This is a genomic window from Stenotrophomonas sp. CS3K5 (assembly GCF_059515225.1).
The window spans coordinates 506,569-523,310 of the sequence record NZ_JCAKRX010000001.1; the positions used below are offsets into that span (position 1 = coordinate 506,569).

The 16,742-nt window shown below is 67.5% G+C and carries 14 protein-coding genes; 5 read left to right on the top strand and 9 right to left on the bottom strand.

Annotation, left to right across the window (positions count from 1 at the left end):
- The 4 genes from AC5YGJ_RS02355 to AC5YGJ_RS02370 form a co-directional block, all read right to left on the bottom strand.
- On the bottom strand, positions 1–1,026 hold the full coding sequence (locus AC5YGJ_RS02355) for an SPOR domain-containing protein (protein WP_496185594.1): 1,026 nt from the start codon (positions 1,024–1,026) through the stop codon (positions 1–3).
- An 81-nt stretch (positions 1,027–1,107) separates the two neighbouring features.
- Positions 1,108–2,379, bottom strand: coding sequence for a bifunctional tetrahydrofolate synthase/dihydrofolate synthase (folC, locus tag AC5YGJ_RS02360; RefSeq protein WP_496185595.1), 1,272 nt, complete (start codon positions 2,377–2,379; stop codon positions 1,108–1,110).
- Between the two features lie 41 nt (positions 2,380–2,420).
- Positions 2,421–3,065: a histidine phosphatase family protein gene (locus AC5YGJ_RS02365; protein WP_008268389.1), complete on the bottom strand. Its 645-nt coding sequence runs from the start codon at positions 3,063–3,065 to the stop codon at positions 2,421–2,423.
- Between the two features lie 240 nt (positions 3,066–3,305).
- Entirely contained in the window at positions 3,306–5,471 is a 2,166-nt protein-coding gene (locus AC5YGJ_RS02370; protein WP_309333411.1) for a S46 family peptidase, read from the bottom strand.
- Positions 5,472–5,868: 397 nt separating this feature from the next.
- On the opposite strand from AC5YGJ_RS02370, the gene tdh reads away from it, so the two are divergent.
- A complete protein-coding gene (gene tdh / locus AC5YGJ_RS02375) occupies positions 5,869–6,891 on the top strand; it encodes an L-threonine 3-dehydrogenase (RefSeq protein WP_249844903.1) in 1,023 nt (340 codons plus the stop codon).
- A gap of 180 nt (positions 6,892–7,071) precedes the next feature.
- Here the strand turns inward: tdh and AC5YGJ_RS02380 are convergent, their stop codons facing one another.
- A complete protein-coding gene (locus AC5YGJ_RS02380) occupies positions 7,072–7,764 on the bottom strand; it encodes a TorF family putative porin (protein ID WP_106551236.1) in 693 nt (230 codons plus the stop codon).
- Positions 7,765–7,962: 198 nt separating this feature from the next.
- Between AC5YGJ_RS02380 and kbl the strand changes: the two genes are divergently transcribed.
- Positions 7,963–9,171 (top strand): glycine C-acetyltransferase, encoded by a 1,209-nt coding sequence (gene kbl, locus AC5YGJ_RS02385; RefSeq protein WP_249841816.1) that lies wholly within the window; start codon positions 7,963–7,965, stop codon positions 9,169–9,171.
- Between the two features lie 126 nt (positions 9,172–9,297).
- Here kbl and AC5YGJ_RS02390 read toward each other — a convergent pair whose 3' ends face one another.
- The 4 genes from AC5YGJ_RS02390 to AC5YGJ_RS02405 form a co-directional block, all read right to left on the bottom strand.
- Entirely contained in the window at positions 9,298–9,630 is a 333-nt protein-coding gene (locus AC5YGJ_RS02390; RefSeq protein WP_107229977.1) for a hypothetical protein, read from the bottom strand.
- Between the two features lie 85 nt (positions 9,631–9,715).
- Positions 9,716–10,525, bottom strand: a complete 810-nt coding sequence (locus tag AC5YGJ_RS02395; protein ID WP_423172551.1) for a pseudouridine synthase — start codon at positions 10,523–10,525, stop codon at positions 9,716–9,718.
- Positions 10,526–10,545: 20 nt separating this feature from the next.
- Entirely contained in the window at positions 10,546–11,052 is a 507-nt protein-coding gene (locus tag AC5YGJ_RS02400) for a hypothetical protein (protein ID WP_249841818.1), read from the bottom strand.
- 218 nt (positions 11,053–11,270) lie between these two features.
- A complete protein-coding gene (locus AC5YGJ_RS02405) occupies positions 11,271–12,362 on the bottom strand; it encodes an OmpA family protein (RefSeq protein ID WP_107229974.1) in 1,092 nt (363 codons plus the stop codon).
- A 357-nt stretch (positions 12,363–12,719) separates the two neighbouring features.
- Between AC5YGJ_RS02405 and AC5YGJ_RS02410 the strand changes: the two genes are divergently transcribed.
- From AC5YGJ_RS02410 to AC5YGJ_RS02420, 3 genes are all read left to right on the top strand, one after another.
- Entirely contained in the window at positions 12,720–13,736 is a 1,017-nt protein-coding gene (locus AC5YGJ_RS02410; protein ID WP_496185596.1) for a zinc-binding alcohol dehydrogenase family protein, read from the top strand.
- Positions 13,737–13,914: 178 nt separating this feature from the next.
- Positions 13,915–14,547: a membrane protein YczE gene (gene yczE / locus AC5YGJ_RS02415; RefSeq protein ID WP_249841820.1), complete on the top strand. Its 633-nt coding sequence runs from the start codon at positions 13,915–13,917 to the stop codon at positions 14,545–14,547.
- A gap of 103 nt (positions 14,548–14,650) precedes the next feature.
- Positions 14,651–16,681, top strand: a complete 2,031-nt coding sequence (locus AC5YGJ_RS02420) for an FAD-dependent oxidoreductase (RefSeq protein WP_496185597.1) — start codon at positions 14,651–14,653, stop codon at positions 16,679–16,681.
- Positions 16,682–16,742: the final 61 nt, after the last annotated feature.

Here is a 16,742-nt window from a genome sequence, read left to right on the forward strand (position 1 = left end):
TCACGGGTGCGGGCGGACCATGCCGGCCACGCCGACCTTGGCGGCGACCTGCGCCTTCAGCTGTTCGGCGTCGGCACGGTTGGCCACCGGTCCGACACGGACCCGATGCAGGGTGCCCTTTTCAGTGCGCACCTGTTCGACGAAGGCGCTGAATCCGGCGGCGCGGACCTTGTCACGCAACGCGTTGGCATCGTTGGCCTGGCCAAAGGCGCCCAGCTGCACGGCGAAGCCGACGCCTGCCGCGGCCGGTGCGGCCGGGGTGACCGGCGCGGCCGCCGGCTTGCTGGCGGTGGCTTCCGGCTTGGGGGCTTCCGGTTTCGGTGCCGGCTTGGGCGGTTCCGGCTTGGCCGCCGGCGCGGTGGTGGCGGCCGTCGTGCTCGGCGGCAGGGTTTCACTGCGCACCGGGTTGCCATTGGCCGACGGTGCGGTGGCTGCGGCAGGGGTGCTGGCGCTCGGCGCGGCCGGCGCCGGGGTCGCAGCGGCCGTGCTGCCGGTGGCCGCATCCAGCGTGATGACCTCGGCCTTCACGTCGGAACGGATCTTCACCGCCTGCAGCCGGCCGGCTTCGGCCTGCGCGCGGTCGGCATACGGCCCGACGCGCACACGCCAGGCCTGGCGGCCATTGAGGGTGGTGGTTTCACTGAAGCCGGGCAGCTGCGAGCGCTGCAGGTGGGCGATCACCGCGTCGGCGTCGGCCTTGCTGCCGTAGGCACCGAAGGTGACTGCATAGTTGCCGGCGGCCACGGCCGGCGAGGTATCCACCGTCGGCGGCGTGGCCGGCGCGGCGGCATCGGCCAGTGGCCTGGCCTGGCCGCTCTGCAGGCCGGTAGCGCCACCGGCCGGCGCGACCAGCGGCAGCTCACGGGTTTCGAACTGGCCATCGGCCGGCGCATCCGGCGCGGCAATCGGCACATTGGCGACACCGCTGTCCGGCGCCGGTCCCTTGACCAGCATCGGCAGGAAAATCACGGCCAGTGCCACCAGCACGATGGCACCAATCAGACGCTGTTTCAGAGGCGTATCCACGTGAGGCAGGCAACTGTCCGGAGGTTGCGGTCGATTATACGGGTGCCGGACCGGGCGGCGTCGGCGTTGGCTGAACGTGGATCAGGCCGGGTCCTGCAGCCATTGCAGGGCAGCGGCGGCGGTATGGAAGGAACCGAACACCAGCACCCGGTCGCCCCGCTCGGCCTTCGCCAGCACCTGCGCCAGCGCCTGCTCGACGGTGCCGGCCAGGGCCGCGCTGGCGGCTGCGGTATCGGCCAGCCGATCCTGCAGCTGGCCCGCGCTCTGCCCGCGCGGGCCGTCCAGGCCGGCCAGGGTCCACGCCCCCACCACCTCCTGCAGTGCCTGCACCACGCCCACCGCGTCCTTGTCCTGCAGCGCGGCGTACACCGCCAGCGTGCGGCCGCTGCACACCTCGGCCTTCAGTGCACGGGCCAGCTGGCCGGCAGCCTGCGGGTTGTGGCCGACATCGACGCGGATCTGCACGCCATCACGCTCGAAGGCCTGCAGGCGGCCGGCGATGCGCGCCGCCGCGATACCCGCCGCCCACGCGGCACGCGGCACCGGCTTGTCCAGCGCGCGCAGCGCGGCCACGGCGGCGCCGGCGTTGGCCAGCTGGATCGGACCGGCCATCGCCGGGGTCGGCAGCTCCATGCGCAGGCCAACGTCGCGCCAGCGCCAGCGCTGGGCATCGATCGGCTCGTAGAAATAATCGCTGCCGCCACGGATCGCGTTGGCCCCCAGCAGGTAGGCGCGCGCCAGCACGCTGGAGGGCGGATCGGTCTCGCCGAGGATCACCGGCTTCCAGCCACGGATGATGCCGGCCTTCTCGGCCCCGATCGTCTCGCGGTCTTCGCCCAGCCACTCGGCATGGTCGATGTCCACGGTGGTGATCACCGAGACGTCGGCGTCGACGATGTTCACCGCGTCCAGGCGGCCGCCGAGCCCCACTTCCAGCACTGCCAGGTCCAGCCCGGCGTCGGCGAACAGCTGCAGCGCCGCCAGCGTGCCGTACTCGAAGTAGGTCAGCGTGGTGTCACCGCGGGCGGCCTCGATGGTGTTGAAAGCGGCCACCAGCGCAGCATCGTCCACGTCCTGGCCGTCGATGCGCACGCGCTCGTTGTAGCGCAGCAGGTGCGGCGAGGTGTAGGCGCCGACCTTCCAGCCGGCGGCCCGCGCGATGGCCTCGATGAAGGCCACCGTGGAGCCCTTGCCGTTGGTGCCACCGACCACGATGGTGCGCTTGGCCGGCGCGCCCAGCCCCATCGCCGTGGCCACGGCGCGTACGCGCTCCAGGCCCATGTCGATGGTCGCCGGGTGCTGGCGTTCAATGTAGTCCAGCCAGTCGGCCAGGGTGGTCGGGATGTTCGTCACGGCAGCGGTTCCAGCAGAAGCAGTTGATGCGAGGGGATGGATCAGAGAGCGCGATGCTTGGCTTCACCGAAGAACGGCGTGTGGTGGGCGCAGTCGTTCAGGCGCACCACTTCCAGGCTGTCCAGGTCGGCGCCTTCGAGCAGGTTGAGCGTGGTTGGCGCCTGGCGGAAGGTCCACAGGCGGGAAATCGGCAGGCCCAGCACCTTGCACAGGATCACCCGGTTGACCGCGTCGTGGGCGACCACCAGCAGGGTGTCGTGCTCGCCGAGGCCTTCGGTGGCACGGGCCAGGCCACGCCAGCTGCGTTCCAGTACCAGGCGCAGCGATTCACCACCGGGCATCAGCACAGTGTCCGGCTCCTCGCGCCAGGCCTGCAGGCGCGACGGATCCTTCTCGTGGATCTCGCTGGCCAGCAACCCTTCCCATTCGCCGTGGGCGATTTCCTGCAGTTCCGGCTCGGTCAGCAGCATGTCGGCACGGGCGGCGCCCAGCGCCAGCTGCGCGGTGCGCTGCGCGCGCGACAACGGCGAGGCGACGGCACGGGTGATGTCGACCGAGGCCAGGCGGGCACCCAGTGCCTGGGCCTGGGCTTCACCGATCGGCGAAAGCGGAATATCAATCTGGCCCTGGTAGCGGCCTTCGGCGTTCCACGGCGTTTCACCGTGACGGGCAAGCAGGATGCGCATGCGAACAAGGGGTCCTGGGGGGAGGAGGTTTCCGCGTTTCGTTCACATCCTGTGAAGTACGCGGAACAGGGATGATACCTGTTCGGCGCACTGGGCCGGACCGGGCATGAAAAAACCCCGCGACGTCGATCGCGGGGTTTCAGGTTTCCTACCGATTCCGCCGGGCATGGCCCGGCGCTGCCGAAGGCGGCCGGTAGATCCACGCCATGCGTGGATGGACCGCCAGCGACCGCAAACGGATCATTTCACCAGGTTCAGTTCCTTCAGCAGCTGCGGCGCCGGCGCCACTTCCTGCATGATCCACTGCATGTAGCGGCTGTCGACCGAGATCATGCGGGTCATCACCGGGTCGAACACCCAGTTGGAGCTGACCGATTCCCAGTTGCCGTCGAAGGCCAGGCCGACCAGCTTGCCGTTGGCGTCCAGCACCGGCGAACCGGAATTGCCACCGGTGATGTCCAGGTTGGACAGGAAGTTCACCGGCACCGAGCCGATGCGCTTGTCTTCCAGGCCGCCGTAACGCTTGGCCTTGACCGCATCGAGCAGCGCCTTGGGCGCATCGAACGGATCCACGCCGGTGTCCTTGGCAACGATGCCTTCCAGCGTGGTGAACGGGGTGTAGGCCACGCCGTCCTTGGGCTCATAGCCCATCACGTTGCCGAAGGTGATGCGCAGCGACAGGTTGGCATCGGGGTAGACGAACTCGCCCTGGCTCTTCTTGTAGTCGGCCAGTGCCTGCAGGTACAGCGGACGGGCGGTCAGCGATTCACCTTCGCGGATCTTCTTCTGCTCTTCCTGCTTCAGCAGCGAGGGCATGACCGCCACCGCGTACTGGATGGCCGGATCGCTGCTGGCCTCGAACGCGGCGCGGTCGGCCTTGAACCACTTCAGGCGCGCGTCCAGGCTGCCCAGCTCGGTGCCCGACAGCTTGCTGACCAGCGCCTTGACCGCGTTGGCATCGCTGCCGCCCAGCCAGCTGTTCAGCACCTCGTTGTTGCGCTGCGCGGCCGGCAGGGCGACGTACTGGTCCAGCCAGTAGGTCTGCAGCTGCTGGTCCATCTTCGCCACGTAGCGGCGATCCATCTGCTTCAGACCGCCTTCCAGGGTCGGCAGGTCGCGCTGCTGGTAGCCGACTTCACGCTCGGCATCCGGCTTGGCACGCTCGATCGACAGGCGGTACAGGCCGATGGCGGCGCTGACCGCCTGGGTGTTGTTGAACTGGCCGACGAACAGGTCACGCTCACGGGTGGCCTTGCTGGTGTCCAGGTGCTTGACCAGCTGCGCGTGCGCGGCCAGGGCCGGCTTGCCGGCGGCGCCCTGCTTCTTCAGCCAGGCCAGCACGGCCGCTTCCTCGGCCTGCTTCTGGCCTGCGGCGTCGATGCGCTTGAAGCCTTCCAGCTGGCCCGAATAGTTCTTGGCCACGTTGTTCATGCTGGCGGCGGTGGCGGCGTACTTCACCTTGACGTCGGCGTCGGCCTTGCCGGCCTCGTCGATCATCTTCAGTACCGCGTTGTAGTGCTTGGCAATGGTCGGGTAGGTCCAGTTGGCGGTTTCATTGAACTCGCCGGCCAGTGCGTAGCGGTTGGTACGGCCCGGATAGCCAGCCACCATCACGAAGTCACCGGCGCCCAGCGGCTGGTCGGTGAACTTCAGGAAGTGCTTGGGCTGGTAGGGCACGTTGTCGGCCGAGAACGCGGCCGGCTTGCCATCCTTGCCGACGTAGGCGCGGTAGAACGAGAAGTCGCCGGTGTGGCGCGGCCACATCCAGTTGTCGACGTCGCCGCCGTACTTGCCGACGCTGCCCGGGGGCGCGTAGACCAGGCGCACGTCCTTGATTTCCATGTTGCGGAACAGGCGGTAGGTGTTCCCGCCGGAGAAGGTGTACAGGCGGCAGCGGAAGCCGTCCTCGGCTTCACAGGCGGCGACCTGGGCCTTGTCGAAGGCATCCAGCGCACGGCTGCGGGCCAGCGGATCGTTGCCGGCCGCGGCAATGGCGGCCTTGGCCTGCGCGGTGACGTCGGTGATCTGGTCCAGCACGTAGACGCGGGCGTTGGGGCCGGCGCTCAGTTCATCGCTGTGCTTCGGCGCGTTGAAGCCGTCCTTGATCAGGTTCTTCTGCGCGGTCGAATTGAGCTGGATGGCGCCATAGGCACAGTGGTGGTTGGTGACCACCAGGCCCTGCGGCGAGACGAAGCTGGCGGTGCAGCCGCCGAGGGCAACGACCGCGCCCATCGGGTCGCCGGTCAGGTTGGACAGCTGCTCCGGGGACAGCTTCAGGCCGGCCTTCTGCAGCGGGCCGGCGATTTCCGGCAGCTGCTGCGGCACCCACATGCCTTCAGCGGCATGGGCGACCTGGGCCAGCCCGAGGCTGGCGACGATGGAGAATGCAAGCAGGTTCGAGCGCATGGAGCGGCCCCTGGTAGTGGAACCCTCGATTGTAGCCCGCCGCCCTGCCCCGGCCCGAACCCCGGAAGTCATGGGCCACCTCTTGCTCTGCCACGCGCGTCGGCCGCGCACACGGGAATCGTCCAGAGGGGGCGTGGTCACCCTGGCCGGGACCGTTGGCGCCATGGATGGCGCCATCGAGCACCATGGAAGGGCTTTTGCGTGTCCCGGCCAGGGTGACCACGCCCCCTCCCTCCTGATCAGGGAGGCGCTGCTGTTTGCAGGACGTTCGAAACGCCCGCCGGCGCACGCCTTTCGTTCCGCCAAAGCACCCGCAGCGCAACATGGGAAATCCGCGCAGCACCCTATAATCCGCGCTTTCCCCCTGATGAGTTCCACCCCGATGGCGCAGCAAACGATGAAGGCCCTGGTCAAGCGCGAAGCGGCCAAGGGCATCTGGCTGGAAGAAGTTCCGGTGCCGACCCCGGGCCCCAACGAGGTCCTGATCAAGCTGGAGAAGACCGCGATCTGCGGCACCGACCTGCACATCTACCTGTGGGACGAGTGGAGCCAGCGCACCATCAAGCCGGGCCTGACCATCGGCCACGAGTTCGTCGGCCGCGTCGCCGCGCTCGGCTCGGCGGTGACCGGCTACGAGATCGGCCAGCGGGTCTCGGCCGAAGGCCACATCGTCTGCGGCCATTGCCGCAACTGCCGTGGCGGCCGCCCGCACCTGTGCCCGAACACCGTCGGCATCGGCGTCAACGTCAACGGCGCGTTCGCCGAATACATGGTGATGCCGGCCAGCAACCTGTGGCCGATCCCCGATCAGATTCCGTCGGAACTGGCCGCGTTCTTCGATCCGTACGGCAACGCCGCGCACTGTGCGCTGGAGTTCGATGTGATCGGCGAAGACGTGCTGATCACCGGCGCCGGCCCGATCGGCATCATCGCTGCGGGCATCTGCAAGCACATCGGTGCGCGCAACGTGGTGGTGACCGACGTCAACGACTTCCGCCTGAAGCTGGCCGCCGACATGGGCGCCACCCGCGTGGTCAACGTCGCCAACCAGTCGCTGAAGGACGTGATGAAGGAACTGCACATGGAGGGCTTCGACGTGGGCCTGGAAATGAGCGGCAACCCGCGTGCGTTCAACGACATGCTCGACTGCATGTACCACGGCGGCAAGATCGCCATGCTCGGCATCATGCCCAAGGGTGCCGGCTGCGACTGGGACAAGATCATCTTCAAGGGCCTGACCGTGCAGGGCATCTACGGCCGCAAGATGTACGAGACCTGGTACAAGATGACCCAGCTGGTGCTGTCCGGTTTCCCGCTCGGCAAGGTGATGACCCACCAGCTGCCGATCGACGAGTTCCAGAAGGGCTTTGACCTGATGGAAGAAGGCAAGGCCGGCAAGGTGGTATTGAGCTGGAATTGACCCTTGGGGTCAATTCCCCCGCATGTCTCCCAATCCCCGCGCCGCTGGCGCGCCCCATTGAACATCAAGGGGGCTCTCCTCACGTCGGGATCAGGAACGCTGCGGAACTGAAAAAGGCGCCCGATGGGCGCCTTTTTCGCAAAGCGTGCCAGGCAAGCCTGGCCCCTGCCGAAGCAAGGGTTACTTGCCCACGGCCACGCTCAGCATGACGCGGCTGTGGGCCAGCTTGCCCGAATTGTCGCGGCCGTTGCCGTCGGTGCCGTAGTAGCCCAGGCCGACATTGAACAGGCCGAACTGGCGGGCGACGCCGACGTTCCAGTCGGTGTAGTCCTTGGCAATGCCGTCCTCGAAGGTGCTGCGCCCGACGTTGGCATTCAGGGTGAAGTCCTTCGGCAGGCCCCAACTGCCGCCCAGGCCGAAGTACCAGCCATCGGTGCTGCTGTTCCATACATCGTTGGTGTAGGCCACCGTCAGCTTGTAGGTGTCATCGAGCGTGGTGGTGGTGATCAGCTCGTTGTAGTTCTGGTGGCTGGACTTCAGGTAGGTGTAACGGTTCAGCAGCACGTCGAAGTTGACGCGCTCGGTGACGTCCACGCCGTAGCCGATCAGGTAGTCAACCTCGGTCTTCGGGTCACCCGGGCCAAAATCCACACCCGAACCCCACACGCCGGCGTACAGGCCAACCGGGCTGGTGTAGGTGAATCCGGCCTGCAGGGTCGGATCCTCATCGGTCTGCGACACACCACGGAACAGGTAGTCCGACACGGCGGTGACGTTCCAGCTGTACGGCGATTCGTTGTCCTGGGCGCTGGCCGCGAACGGCGCAAGGGTCAGGGCGGCGGCAATGGCGAGGCAGGCACGGGCGTGCTTCATGGGCGTCTCCGGTGGGGGCGGTGGCGTGGAAGGCGGATGCGGGAACCGGAGCCAGACAGGTCCGGTTCACGAATTTTTAACCCGTTTGCTATTGCGATGCAACATGTGCCGGCCATGGCGGCGCCGCCGATCACCCGGTCCGGGGTCACCGATGCCCGGTAGAATCGGCGGTTTCCCGTGCTGAGCCGTGCCCACGCCATGACCGACGCCTCCTCCGCCCTGACCCGCCACTATGCAGACGAACTGGACGCCATCCGCGCCCAGGGCCTGTTCAAGTCCGAGCGGATCATCACCAGCCCGCAGTCCGCCGAGATCACCCTCGACGACGGCCGCACGGTGCTGAATTTCTGCGCCAACAACTACCTGGGCCTGGCCGACCACCCGGACCTGATCCAGGCGGCCAAGGATGCGCTGGACAGCCACGGCTTCGGCATGGCCTCGGTGCGCTTCATCTGCGGCACCCAGGACCTGCACAAGCAGCTGGAAAAGCAGATCGCCGATTTCTTCGGCAAGCAGGACACCATCTTGTATGCGGCCTGCTTCGATGCCAACGGCGGCCTGTTCGAACCGCTGCTCGGCGAGAACGACGCGATCATCTCCGATGCGCTGAACCACGCCTCGATCATCGATGGCGTGCGCCTGTGCAAGGCCAAGCGATTCCGCTATGCCAACTGCGACATGGCCGACCTGGAGGCGCAGCTGCAGGCCGCCGACGCCGCCGGCTGCAAGACCAAGCTGATCACCACCGACGGCGTGTTCTCGATGGACGGCTTCATCGCCCCGCTGGACGAGATCACCGCGCTGGCGAAGAAGTACAACGCGCTGGTGCATATCGATGAGTGCCATGCCACCGGCTTCCTCGGCGCCACCGGCCGCGGCTCGGCCGAGGTCAAGGGCGTGCTGGAGAAGATCGACATCATCACCGGCACCCTGGGCAAGGCCATGGGCGGCGCGCTGGGCGGATTCACCTGCGCCAGCGCCGAGGTGATCGAGCTGCTGCGCCAGCGCTCGCGCCCGTACCTGTTCTCCAACTCGCTGCCGCCGCACGTGGTCGCCGCCGGCATCAAGGCGTTCGAAATGCTGGCCGCCGCCGATGACCTGCGCAGCACGCTGGCCGAGAACACCGCCTACTTCCGCGAGAAGATGACCGCGGCCGGCTTCGACGTGAAGCCCGGCGTGCACCCGATCAGCCCGGTGATGCTGTACGACGCCCCGCTGGCGCAGAAGTTCGCCGAGCGCCTGCTGGAAGAAGGCATCTATGCGATCGGCTTCTTCTTCCCGGTGGTACCCAAGGGTCAGGCGCGCATCCGCACCCAGATCAGCGCGGCGCACAGCCGCGAGCATCTGGATCGCGCGATCGATGCGTTCACCCGCATCGGCGTCGAGCTGGGCGTGATCAAGGCCTGATCAGGTCAGGGGTCGGATCCCTTTCCGCAGGAAAGGGCTCTGACCCCACCAGGCAGAACGTGCCGACCAAGGTCGGCACCTACCAGAGCCGGGTGGCGTGCCGGCCAGGGTCGGCACCTGTCGACGTCATTTCTTTTTCTTCTTGCCCTTCGGCTCGTCCTTGCTGGCCACCACCACCGGCTTGGCGGCAGCATCCTGCGCGTTGCCCTTGGCCACGCGGATGCCGTTGGCCTTCATCCAGGCATCGAACTGGTCGGCGGTCATCTTCTGGTCGCCGTTGCTCATCATGAAGCGGTAACTGCCGCGACCATCCAGCTCCGGGGTCTTCACTTCCACCACCGGGGTCTCGGCCGGCGTTTCCGCCTTGGCCACCTTCTTGTGGCCGCCACAGGCGGCCAGCAATGCGATCGGCAACAGCAGGCCGGCGCAGCGCAGGGTTCGGTTGAGGGTCAGGTACATGGGCACGCTCCGTTCAAGTAGATCGAAAACCAGGCGCCCCCTACGCCTGGAACGGTGGCCGGCAGCTGCCGGCCGCGGGCGATGATCAGCCCGCTGCAGCGGCCCCCAGCCGCTGCTGGTCGCTGACCTGCAACACCCGCCATTGGCCCTTGCCGAGATCACCGAGCGCCAGCCCGCCGATCGCGACCCGGACCAGGCGCAGCACCTGCAGGTCGAAGGCCGCCAGCAGGCGGCGGATGTGGCGGTTGCGGCCCTCGTCGAGGACCACCTCCAGCCACGCAGTCTTGTCGCCGCTGCGCAGCACGCGCACGGCCTGGGCCACCAGGAACTCGCCATCGTCCTGCACGCCGGCCTGCAGGGCCGCCAGCGTCGCCTCATCGGGCAGATGGTCGACCTGCACGTGGTAGGTCTTGTCCGGCCCGGTCTGCGGGTCGGTCAGCCGCGCCGCCCATTGCGGGTCGTTGCTGAACAGCAGCAACCCTTCGCTGGCCTTGTCCAGGCGTCCGACCGGGGCGATCCAGGGTAGACCGGCACCATCGAAACAGCGGTACACGGTGTCGCGCCCACGCTCGTCCTGCGCGGTGGTCACCACCCCGCGCGGCTTGTTGAGCATCAGGTACAAACGCTGCGGCGCGCCCATCGGCTGGCCGTCGACCTCGATCGGCGGCGCCGGCTGGCCAATCGGGAATTCCGGATCGCGCACGATGCGGCCGGACACGCGTACGCGGCCATCGGCGATCCAGCGCGCGGCCTCGCTGCGCGAGCACACACCGGCCTTGGACAACACACGCGCCAGGCCATGACGGACACCGGCCGGCATGGCAGCGGGCGTCGCACGCCCACGCGGTGCGTGGGAGCGGGCAGCGGGGGCAGCAGGGGGGCGGCGCGTGCGCAAGCCTCTGCTCCCCGCGCGCCTTACTTCTTCTCGCCCGGCTTGGTCTCAGCCGGTGCTTCGGCGGCGGCCGGGGCGGCCGCCGGTGCCGGACGCGCCTTGACCACACGCACGCCGCGCGCCTTCATCCAGGCGTCGAACTCCTCGGCGGTCATGCGCTTGCCGTTCTGGCTCATGTCAAAGCGCCAGGGCGTGTTGTCGAATTCGGTCTGCGGCTTGTACGCCGCCGGATCGTTCGGCTTCACCGCCGGTGCGCTCGGGATGGCCTTGGCGATGTTCTGGCAACCATCGATGCGCAGACGCTGCAGCACCTGGTCCAGCGACTGCGAGGGGTCATAGCTGCTGCTCAGCACGCCGGCCGGCATGCCCAGCTGATTGCCACGGATGTACAGCTCGTCGGCCACCGGTGCGATGGTCGTGGCCGGCAACGGCAGCGGCGTAGCGCTGGTGTTGACCGAGCAATCAACCGCAGCATGGGCGGCGGGAACCAGGGCCAGCGCCAGGACGGCGGCCGATGCAGAGCGCAGCATGAGGGGCATCCACGGAAGGAAGTGACGCGGCGAGTGTAGCAATGCCGCGACAGCTTTCAAGCGCCACTTTCAATGAATACGCCAACTCATTGGTTTCATGGACAAATTGCCGACGAACGGTCTGCCCGATCGGCGTGCGGCCAGCATCCGGGCCGCACAAACAACAAGACCCGGCCGAAGCCGGGTCCTGCAGTGTCTTACGGGCAGAGCGTCAGAACTTAGTTCTGGACGTTCAGCTCGGTACGACGGTTCTTGGCGCGACCTTCCGGGTTGTCCGAACCATCCGGGTTGGTGTTCGGAGCAATCGGACGGCTCTCGCCGTAGCCGATCGGGCCGACCAGGCGACCGGCGTCAACGCCGTTCTTGGTCAGGTAGTTGTACACGGCGGTGGCGCGACGCTCCGACAGCTTCTGGTTGTAAGCGTCGGTACCCTTCGAGTCGGTGTGACCGGCAACTTCAACGCGCAGATCCGGGTAACGCTTCAGGATCTCGGTGGCTTCGCTCAGGATCGCCACGGCGTCCGGACGCAGGTTCGACTTGTCGAAGTCGAAGTTCACGCCCTTCAGGTCGATGGAGACCGGCACCGGGCAACCGTCCGGACCGATGGTCTGACCCGGCTGCGAGTTCGGGCACTTGTCGTCGCAGTTGTTGACGCCGTCACCGTCGTCGTCCAGGTCGGCGCAGCTCGGGGCAACCGGAGCCGGAGCCGGAGCAGCCGCGACCGGAGCCGGGCCCAGCGGGATCACGACGCCGACCGAAGCCAGCACGTCGCCGAACCAGCTTTCGTTGCGGGCGGCAACGCTCTGGTCGTCGAAGTCAGCGCGGTAGGCCACTTCGGCGCGGACAGCAACGCGCTTGTCGAAGGTGGTCTGCAGGCCGACGCCCAGCTTGGCGGCAACGTTGCCGTCCTTGCGCTCACGCGGACCGTTGTTGTCCAGCGCGGCGTACTCTTCTTCCGACTTCTGGTAGCCCAGGCCACCGACGATGTACGGGTTCCAGCCGCGGCCTTCCTTGATGAAGTGGCGACGCAGGTCCAGCGAGATGCCGTACTGCGACCAGTTCAGGTCCTGGTTGCTGTCGAAGTTCGGGTTCTGGTAGTTCAGCTCACCGTCCAGCGACCAGTTCGGGCTGATGAACTTACCCAGGCCCAGGGTCACGAACGGAGCGTCATTGGTCAGACGGTCGCTGTCCTGGAAGTTGAAGCCGGCCGAACCGGTCAGGTACCAGCGGTCATCGAACTCCTGCGCAGAAGCTGCCTGGGCAAAAGCCAGGCCGCCCAGCAGCGCTGCAGTAAGGATCTTCTTGTTCATTGAGTACAGCTCCTATTTCGGGGGTATGAAACCGGTAGAGGCATGGGCCAGCACTACTGCGTCGAAGCTCGACAGCCGATTCAGCACGCCACCGCCGCGAACATTATGCTCAGGCGGGTGAAGGTCATGTTAACAGTCCCGTAACATGTGAAGTGTTGCGCCCGACCGTCCACCGGTCCGACGTTGAAACCCTATACAGGATGATGAAAATCCGCAAGACCCTCACTCTGCAAGGGTTTGACGGAGTTTAAGTGCGAAAAAAGACATACTGCGCAACACCACGGATGACCGTGTTCAGCGCATTTCGGCAAACGTGAGGAACCTTATGATGAGGGGACGCACCCAGCCGGAGCCGCAATGAAAGCTGTCGCCCTGAGTCGTGAATCCGCCCCCCTCCTGCACGATGTCCATCTGCCTCCGCCGCTGCCGCCGGGTGGCCGCGACCTGCTGATCCGGGTCGAAGCGGTGTCGGTCAATCCGGTCGATGGCAAGCAGCGTGCCGCCACCGATCCGGCCACACTCGACACCCCGCGCGTGCTGGGCTGGGACGCCGCCGGCGTGGTCGAGGCGATCGGTGATGAGGTCACCCTGTTCGCCTCGGGAGACGAGGTCTATTACGCCGGGGATGTCACCCGACCGGGCTGCAACGCGCAGTACCAACGGGTGGACGAACGGCTGGTGGCTCGCAAGCCCACTACGCTGGATTTTGCCGAGGCTGCCGCACTGCCGCTGACCACGCTCACCGCCTGGGAACTGCTGTTCCAGCGCATGCCCCTGCAGCTCGATGACCGTCGTCATGCCGGGCAGCACCTGCTGGTGATCGGCGGGGCCGGCGGTGTGGGATCGATGGCGATCCAGCTCGCCCGCCATGCGGGCTTCGAGGTGATCGCCACCGCCTCGCGTGACGCATCGGTCGACTGGTGCCGGCAGATGGGCGCCCGCCATGTGATCGATCATCGGCAGCGCCTGCACCCCCAGCTGCAGGCGCTGGGCATCGCCGAGGTGCAGGTCGCGCTGAACCTGGCCGACACCGACCACTACTGGGATGAGCTGGGCCAGCTGCTGGCACCGCAGGGCCATGTCGGCCTGATCGTCGAACCCCGCGGCGCGCTGCGGATCGGTGATCCGTACAAGGCCAAGTGCATCGGCATCCACTGGGAATTCATGTTCGCGCGTGCGCGCTTTGCCACCGCCGACCGCATCGAACAGCACCGCATCCTCAGCCGCGCGGCCAGCATGATCGACGCCGGACAGCTGCGCGGCACGCTCAGCGAGACGCTGGGCACGATCAACGCCGCCAACCTGGACATCGCCCATCAGCGCCTGGCCAGCGGACGCACGGTGGGCAAGCTGGCGCTGGCCGGCTGGGAATGACTGAAGCGTCATGTAGAGCCGAGCCCATGCTCGGCTGAGGATGCCAGGCAACGCAGCCGAGCATGGGCTCGGCTCTACAGATTCTGCCTGTGGCAGCGGATTGGCCAGCATCTGTATCTATGCTGACGGCTGATTCGGATCTACGTTGGAAACAGACCCCCCTCCCCCCGAGCCCGCCATGCCCACCGCCCTGCCCCTGCGCCTGCTGCAACTGATCACCGGCCTGTTCCTGTACGGGTTCGGCGCCTCGCTGATGATCCGTGCAGCGATCGGCGTAGCGCCCTGGGATGTACTGTCGCAGGGCATCGCCGCGCAGACGCCGCTGTCGTTCGGCCTGGCGACCAACGTGATCGGTGCGCTGGTACTGCTGCTGTGGTGGCCGCTGCGGCAGAAGCCGGGGGTGGGCACGGTTCTCAATGTGCTGCTGATCGGTCCCTCGGCGCAGTTCGGCCTGTGGCTGCTGCCGCCAGCGGATGGCCTGGGCTGGCAGTTGGCACTGTTCTGCACCGGTATGCTGCTGGTCGCGCTGGCCACCGGCCTGTACATCGGCGCGCGCCTGGGCCCTGGCCCGCGCGACGGCCTGATGACCGGGCTGCATGCCCGCACCGGTTGGCCGATCTGGAAGGTGCGCAGCCTGATCGAAGGCAGCGTGCTGCTGCTGGGCTGGTGGCTGGGCGGCAACGTCGGCATCGGCACTTTGGTCTTTGCCCTGCTGATCGGCCCGCTGTGCGGGGTGACCCTGGGCTGGTTCGGGATCGGCCGGCCGCTGCCGGTGGTGCCGACCGCTGGTCGGCAACCGCAATCGCCCTGAGCTGACTGGAATGTCGGCCAACGGCCGGCACTACCCCCGCGGCCCTTGCCCCGGCGGCCGTTTCCCGGCACGCTTCGCGCTTCCGTACGCAAGCGTATCGATCATGTCGCCAGCCAACGAAGCCGCCTACCCGAACCTGTTCGCCCCGCTGGACCTGGGCTTCACCCAGCTGCGCAACCGCGTCCTGATGGGCTCGATGCATACCGGGCTGGAAGACCGCGCCCGTGATTTCCCGCGCCTGGCAGCCTACTTCGCCGAGCGCGCCGCAGGCGGCGTCGGCCTGATCGTCACCGGCGGATTCGCGCCGAACGTGGTGGGCTGGCTGAAGCCGTTCGGCGGCAAGCTGTCCTGGCCATGGGAAGTGCGCCCGCACCGGCAGCTGACCGCCGCCGCGCACCAGCACGGCGCGAAGATCTGCCTGCAGCTGCTGCATGCCGGCCGCTATGCCTACCATCCACTGTCGGTGGCGCCGTCGAAGCTGAAGGCGCCGATCAACCCGTTCACCCCGCGCGCACTGTCGGCCGGGGGTGTCGAGCGCCATATCGCCGACTATGCACGCAGCGCGAAGCTGGCCCGCGAGGCCGGCTACGACGGCGTGGAAGTGATGGGCTCGGAGGGCTACCTCATCAACGAGTTCATCGCCCCGCGCACCAACAAACGCACCGATGCCTGGGGCGGTGACGCCCGCCAGCGCATGCGCTTTGCGGTGGAGATCGTGCGCCGCATCCGCGAAGCCTGCGGACCGGACTTCATCATCATCTACCGCCTTTCGCTGGTGGACCTGGTGGAAGACGGCAGCAACTGGGAAGAGATCGTGCAGCAGGCGCAGGCCATCGAGGCCGCCGGTGCGACGATCATCAACTCCGGCATCGGCTGGCACGAAGCGCGCATTCCGACCATCGCCACCTCGGTGCCACGTGCTGCGTTCGCCGGGGTCACCGCCAAGCTCAAGCCGCATGTGAAGGTGCCTCTGGTGGCGACCAACCGCATCAACATGCCCGAGGTGGCCGAGCGCATCCTGGCCGACGGCGGCGCCGACATGGTGTCGCTGGCGCGCCCGCTGCTGGCCGACCCGCAGTGGCCCAACAAGGCCCGCGCCGGCCGCGCCGAGGCGATCAACACCTGCATCGCCTGCAACCAGGCCTGCCTGGACCACGTGTTCGAGAACAAGCTGGCCAGCTGCCTGGTCAACCCGCGCGCCGCGCACGAGACCGAGCTGGTCTACCGCCCCACCCCCGCGCCGAAGAAGATCGCCGTGGTCGGCGCCGGTCCGGCCGGGCTGGCCTGCGCCACGGTGGCCGCCGAGCGCGGCCACCGGGTCACCCTGTTCGATGCCAACGAGGAGATCGGTGGCCAGTTCAACGTGGCCAAACGAATCCCCGGCAAGGAAGAGTTCCACGAAACCCTGCGCTACTTCCGCCACAAGCTGGCTGAAACCGGCGTGCAGCTGCGCCTGGGCACCCGTGCCGACGCGGCCAGCCTGGCCGGATTCGACGAGGTGGTGCTGGCCACCGGCATCACCCCGCGCAAGGTCGACTTCCCCGGCGCCGACCATGCCAAGGTGGTGAGCTACCTGGACGTGCTGCTGGGCCGGGTCGAGGTGGGCGCCAATGCGGCGATCATCGGCGCCGGTGGCATCGGCTTCGACGTCGGCGAATTCCTCAGCCACGCCGGCCAGTCGCCGTCGCTGGACCCGCAGCGCTGGATGGCCGAATGGGGCGTGGACGCCAGCTTCGAAGCGCGTGGCTCGCTGGCAAAACCGCAGGCCGAGGCATCGCCGCGACGGCTGTGGCTGCTGCAGCGCAGCCCGGGCAAGCCCGGCGCGCGGCTGGGCAAGACCACCGGCTGGATCCACCGGGCCACGCTGAAGGCCAAGGGCGTGCGCATGCTCGGTGGCGTCGAGTACCTGGGCGTGGACGACGAAGGCCTGCGCATCCGCGTGGAGGGCAGCGAACAACTGTTGCCGGTCGACCACGTGGTGATCTGCGCCGGGCAGGAACCGAACCGCGCGCTGCAGGCCGAACTGCAGGCGGCCGGCATCAATGCGCAGCTGATCGGTGGTGCTGATGTGGCCGCCGAACTCGATGCGAAACGCGCCATCGACCAGGGCAGCCGGGTCGCCGCCGCGCTCTGATGAGCACCTGAATGGGGGACGGAATGTGATTTCCGTCACCGCTGTTGAAGCTGAATGTCAA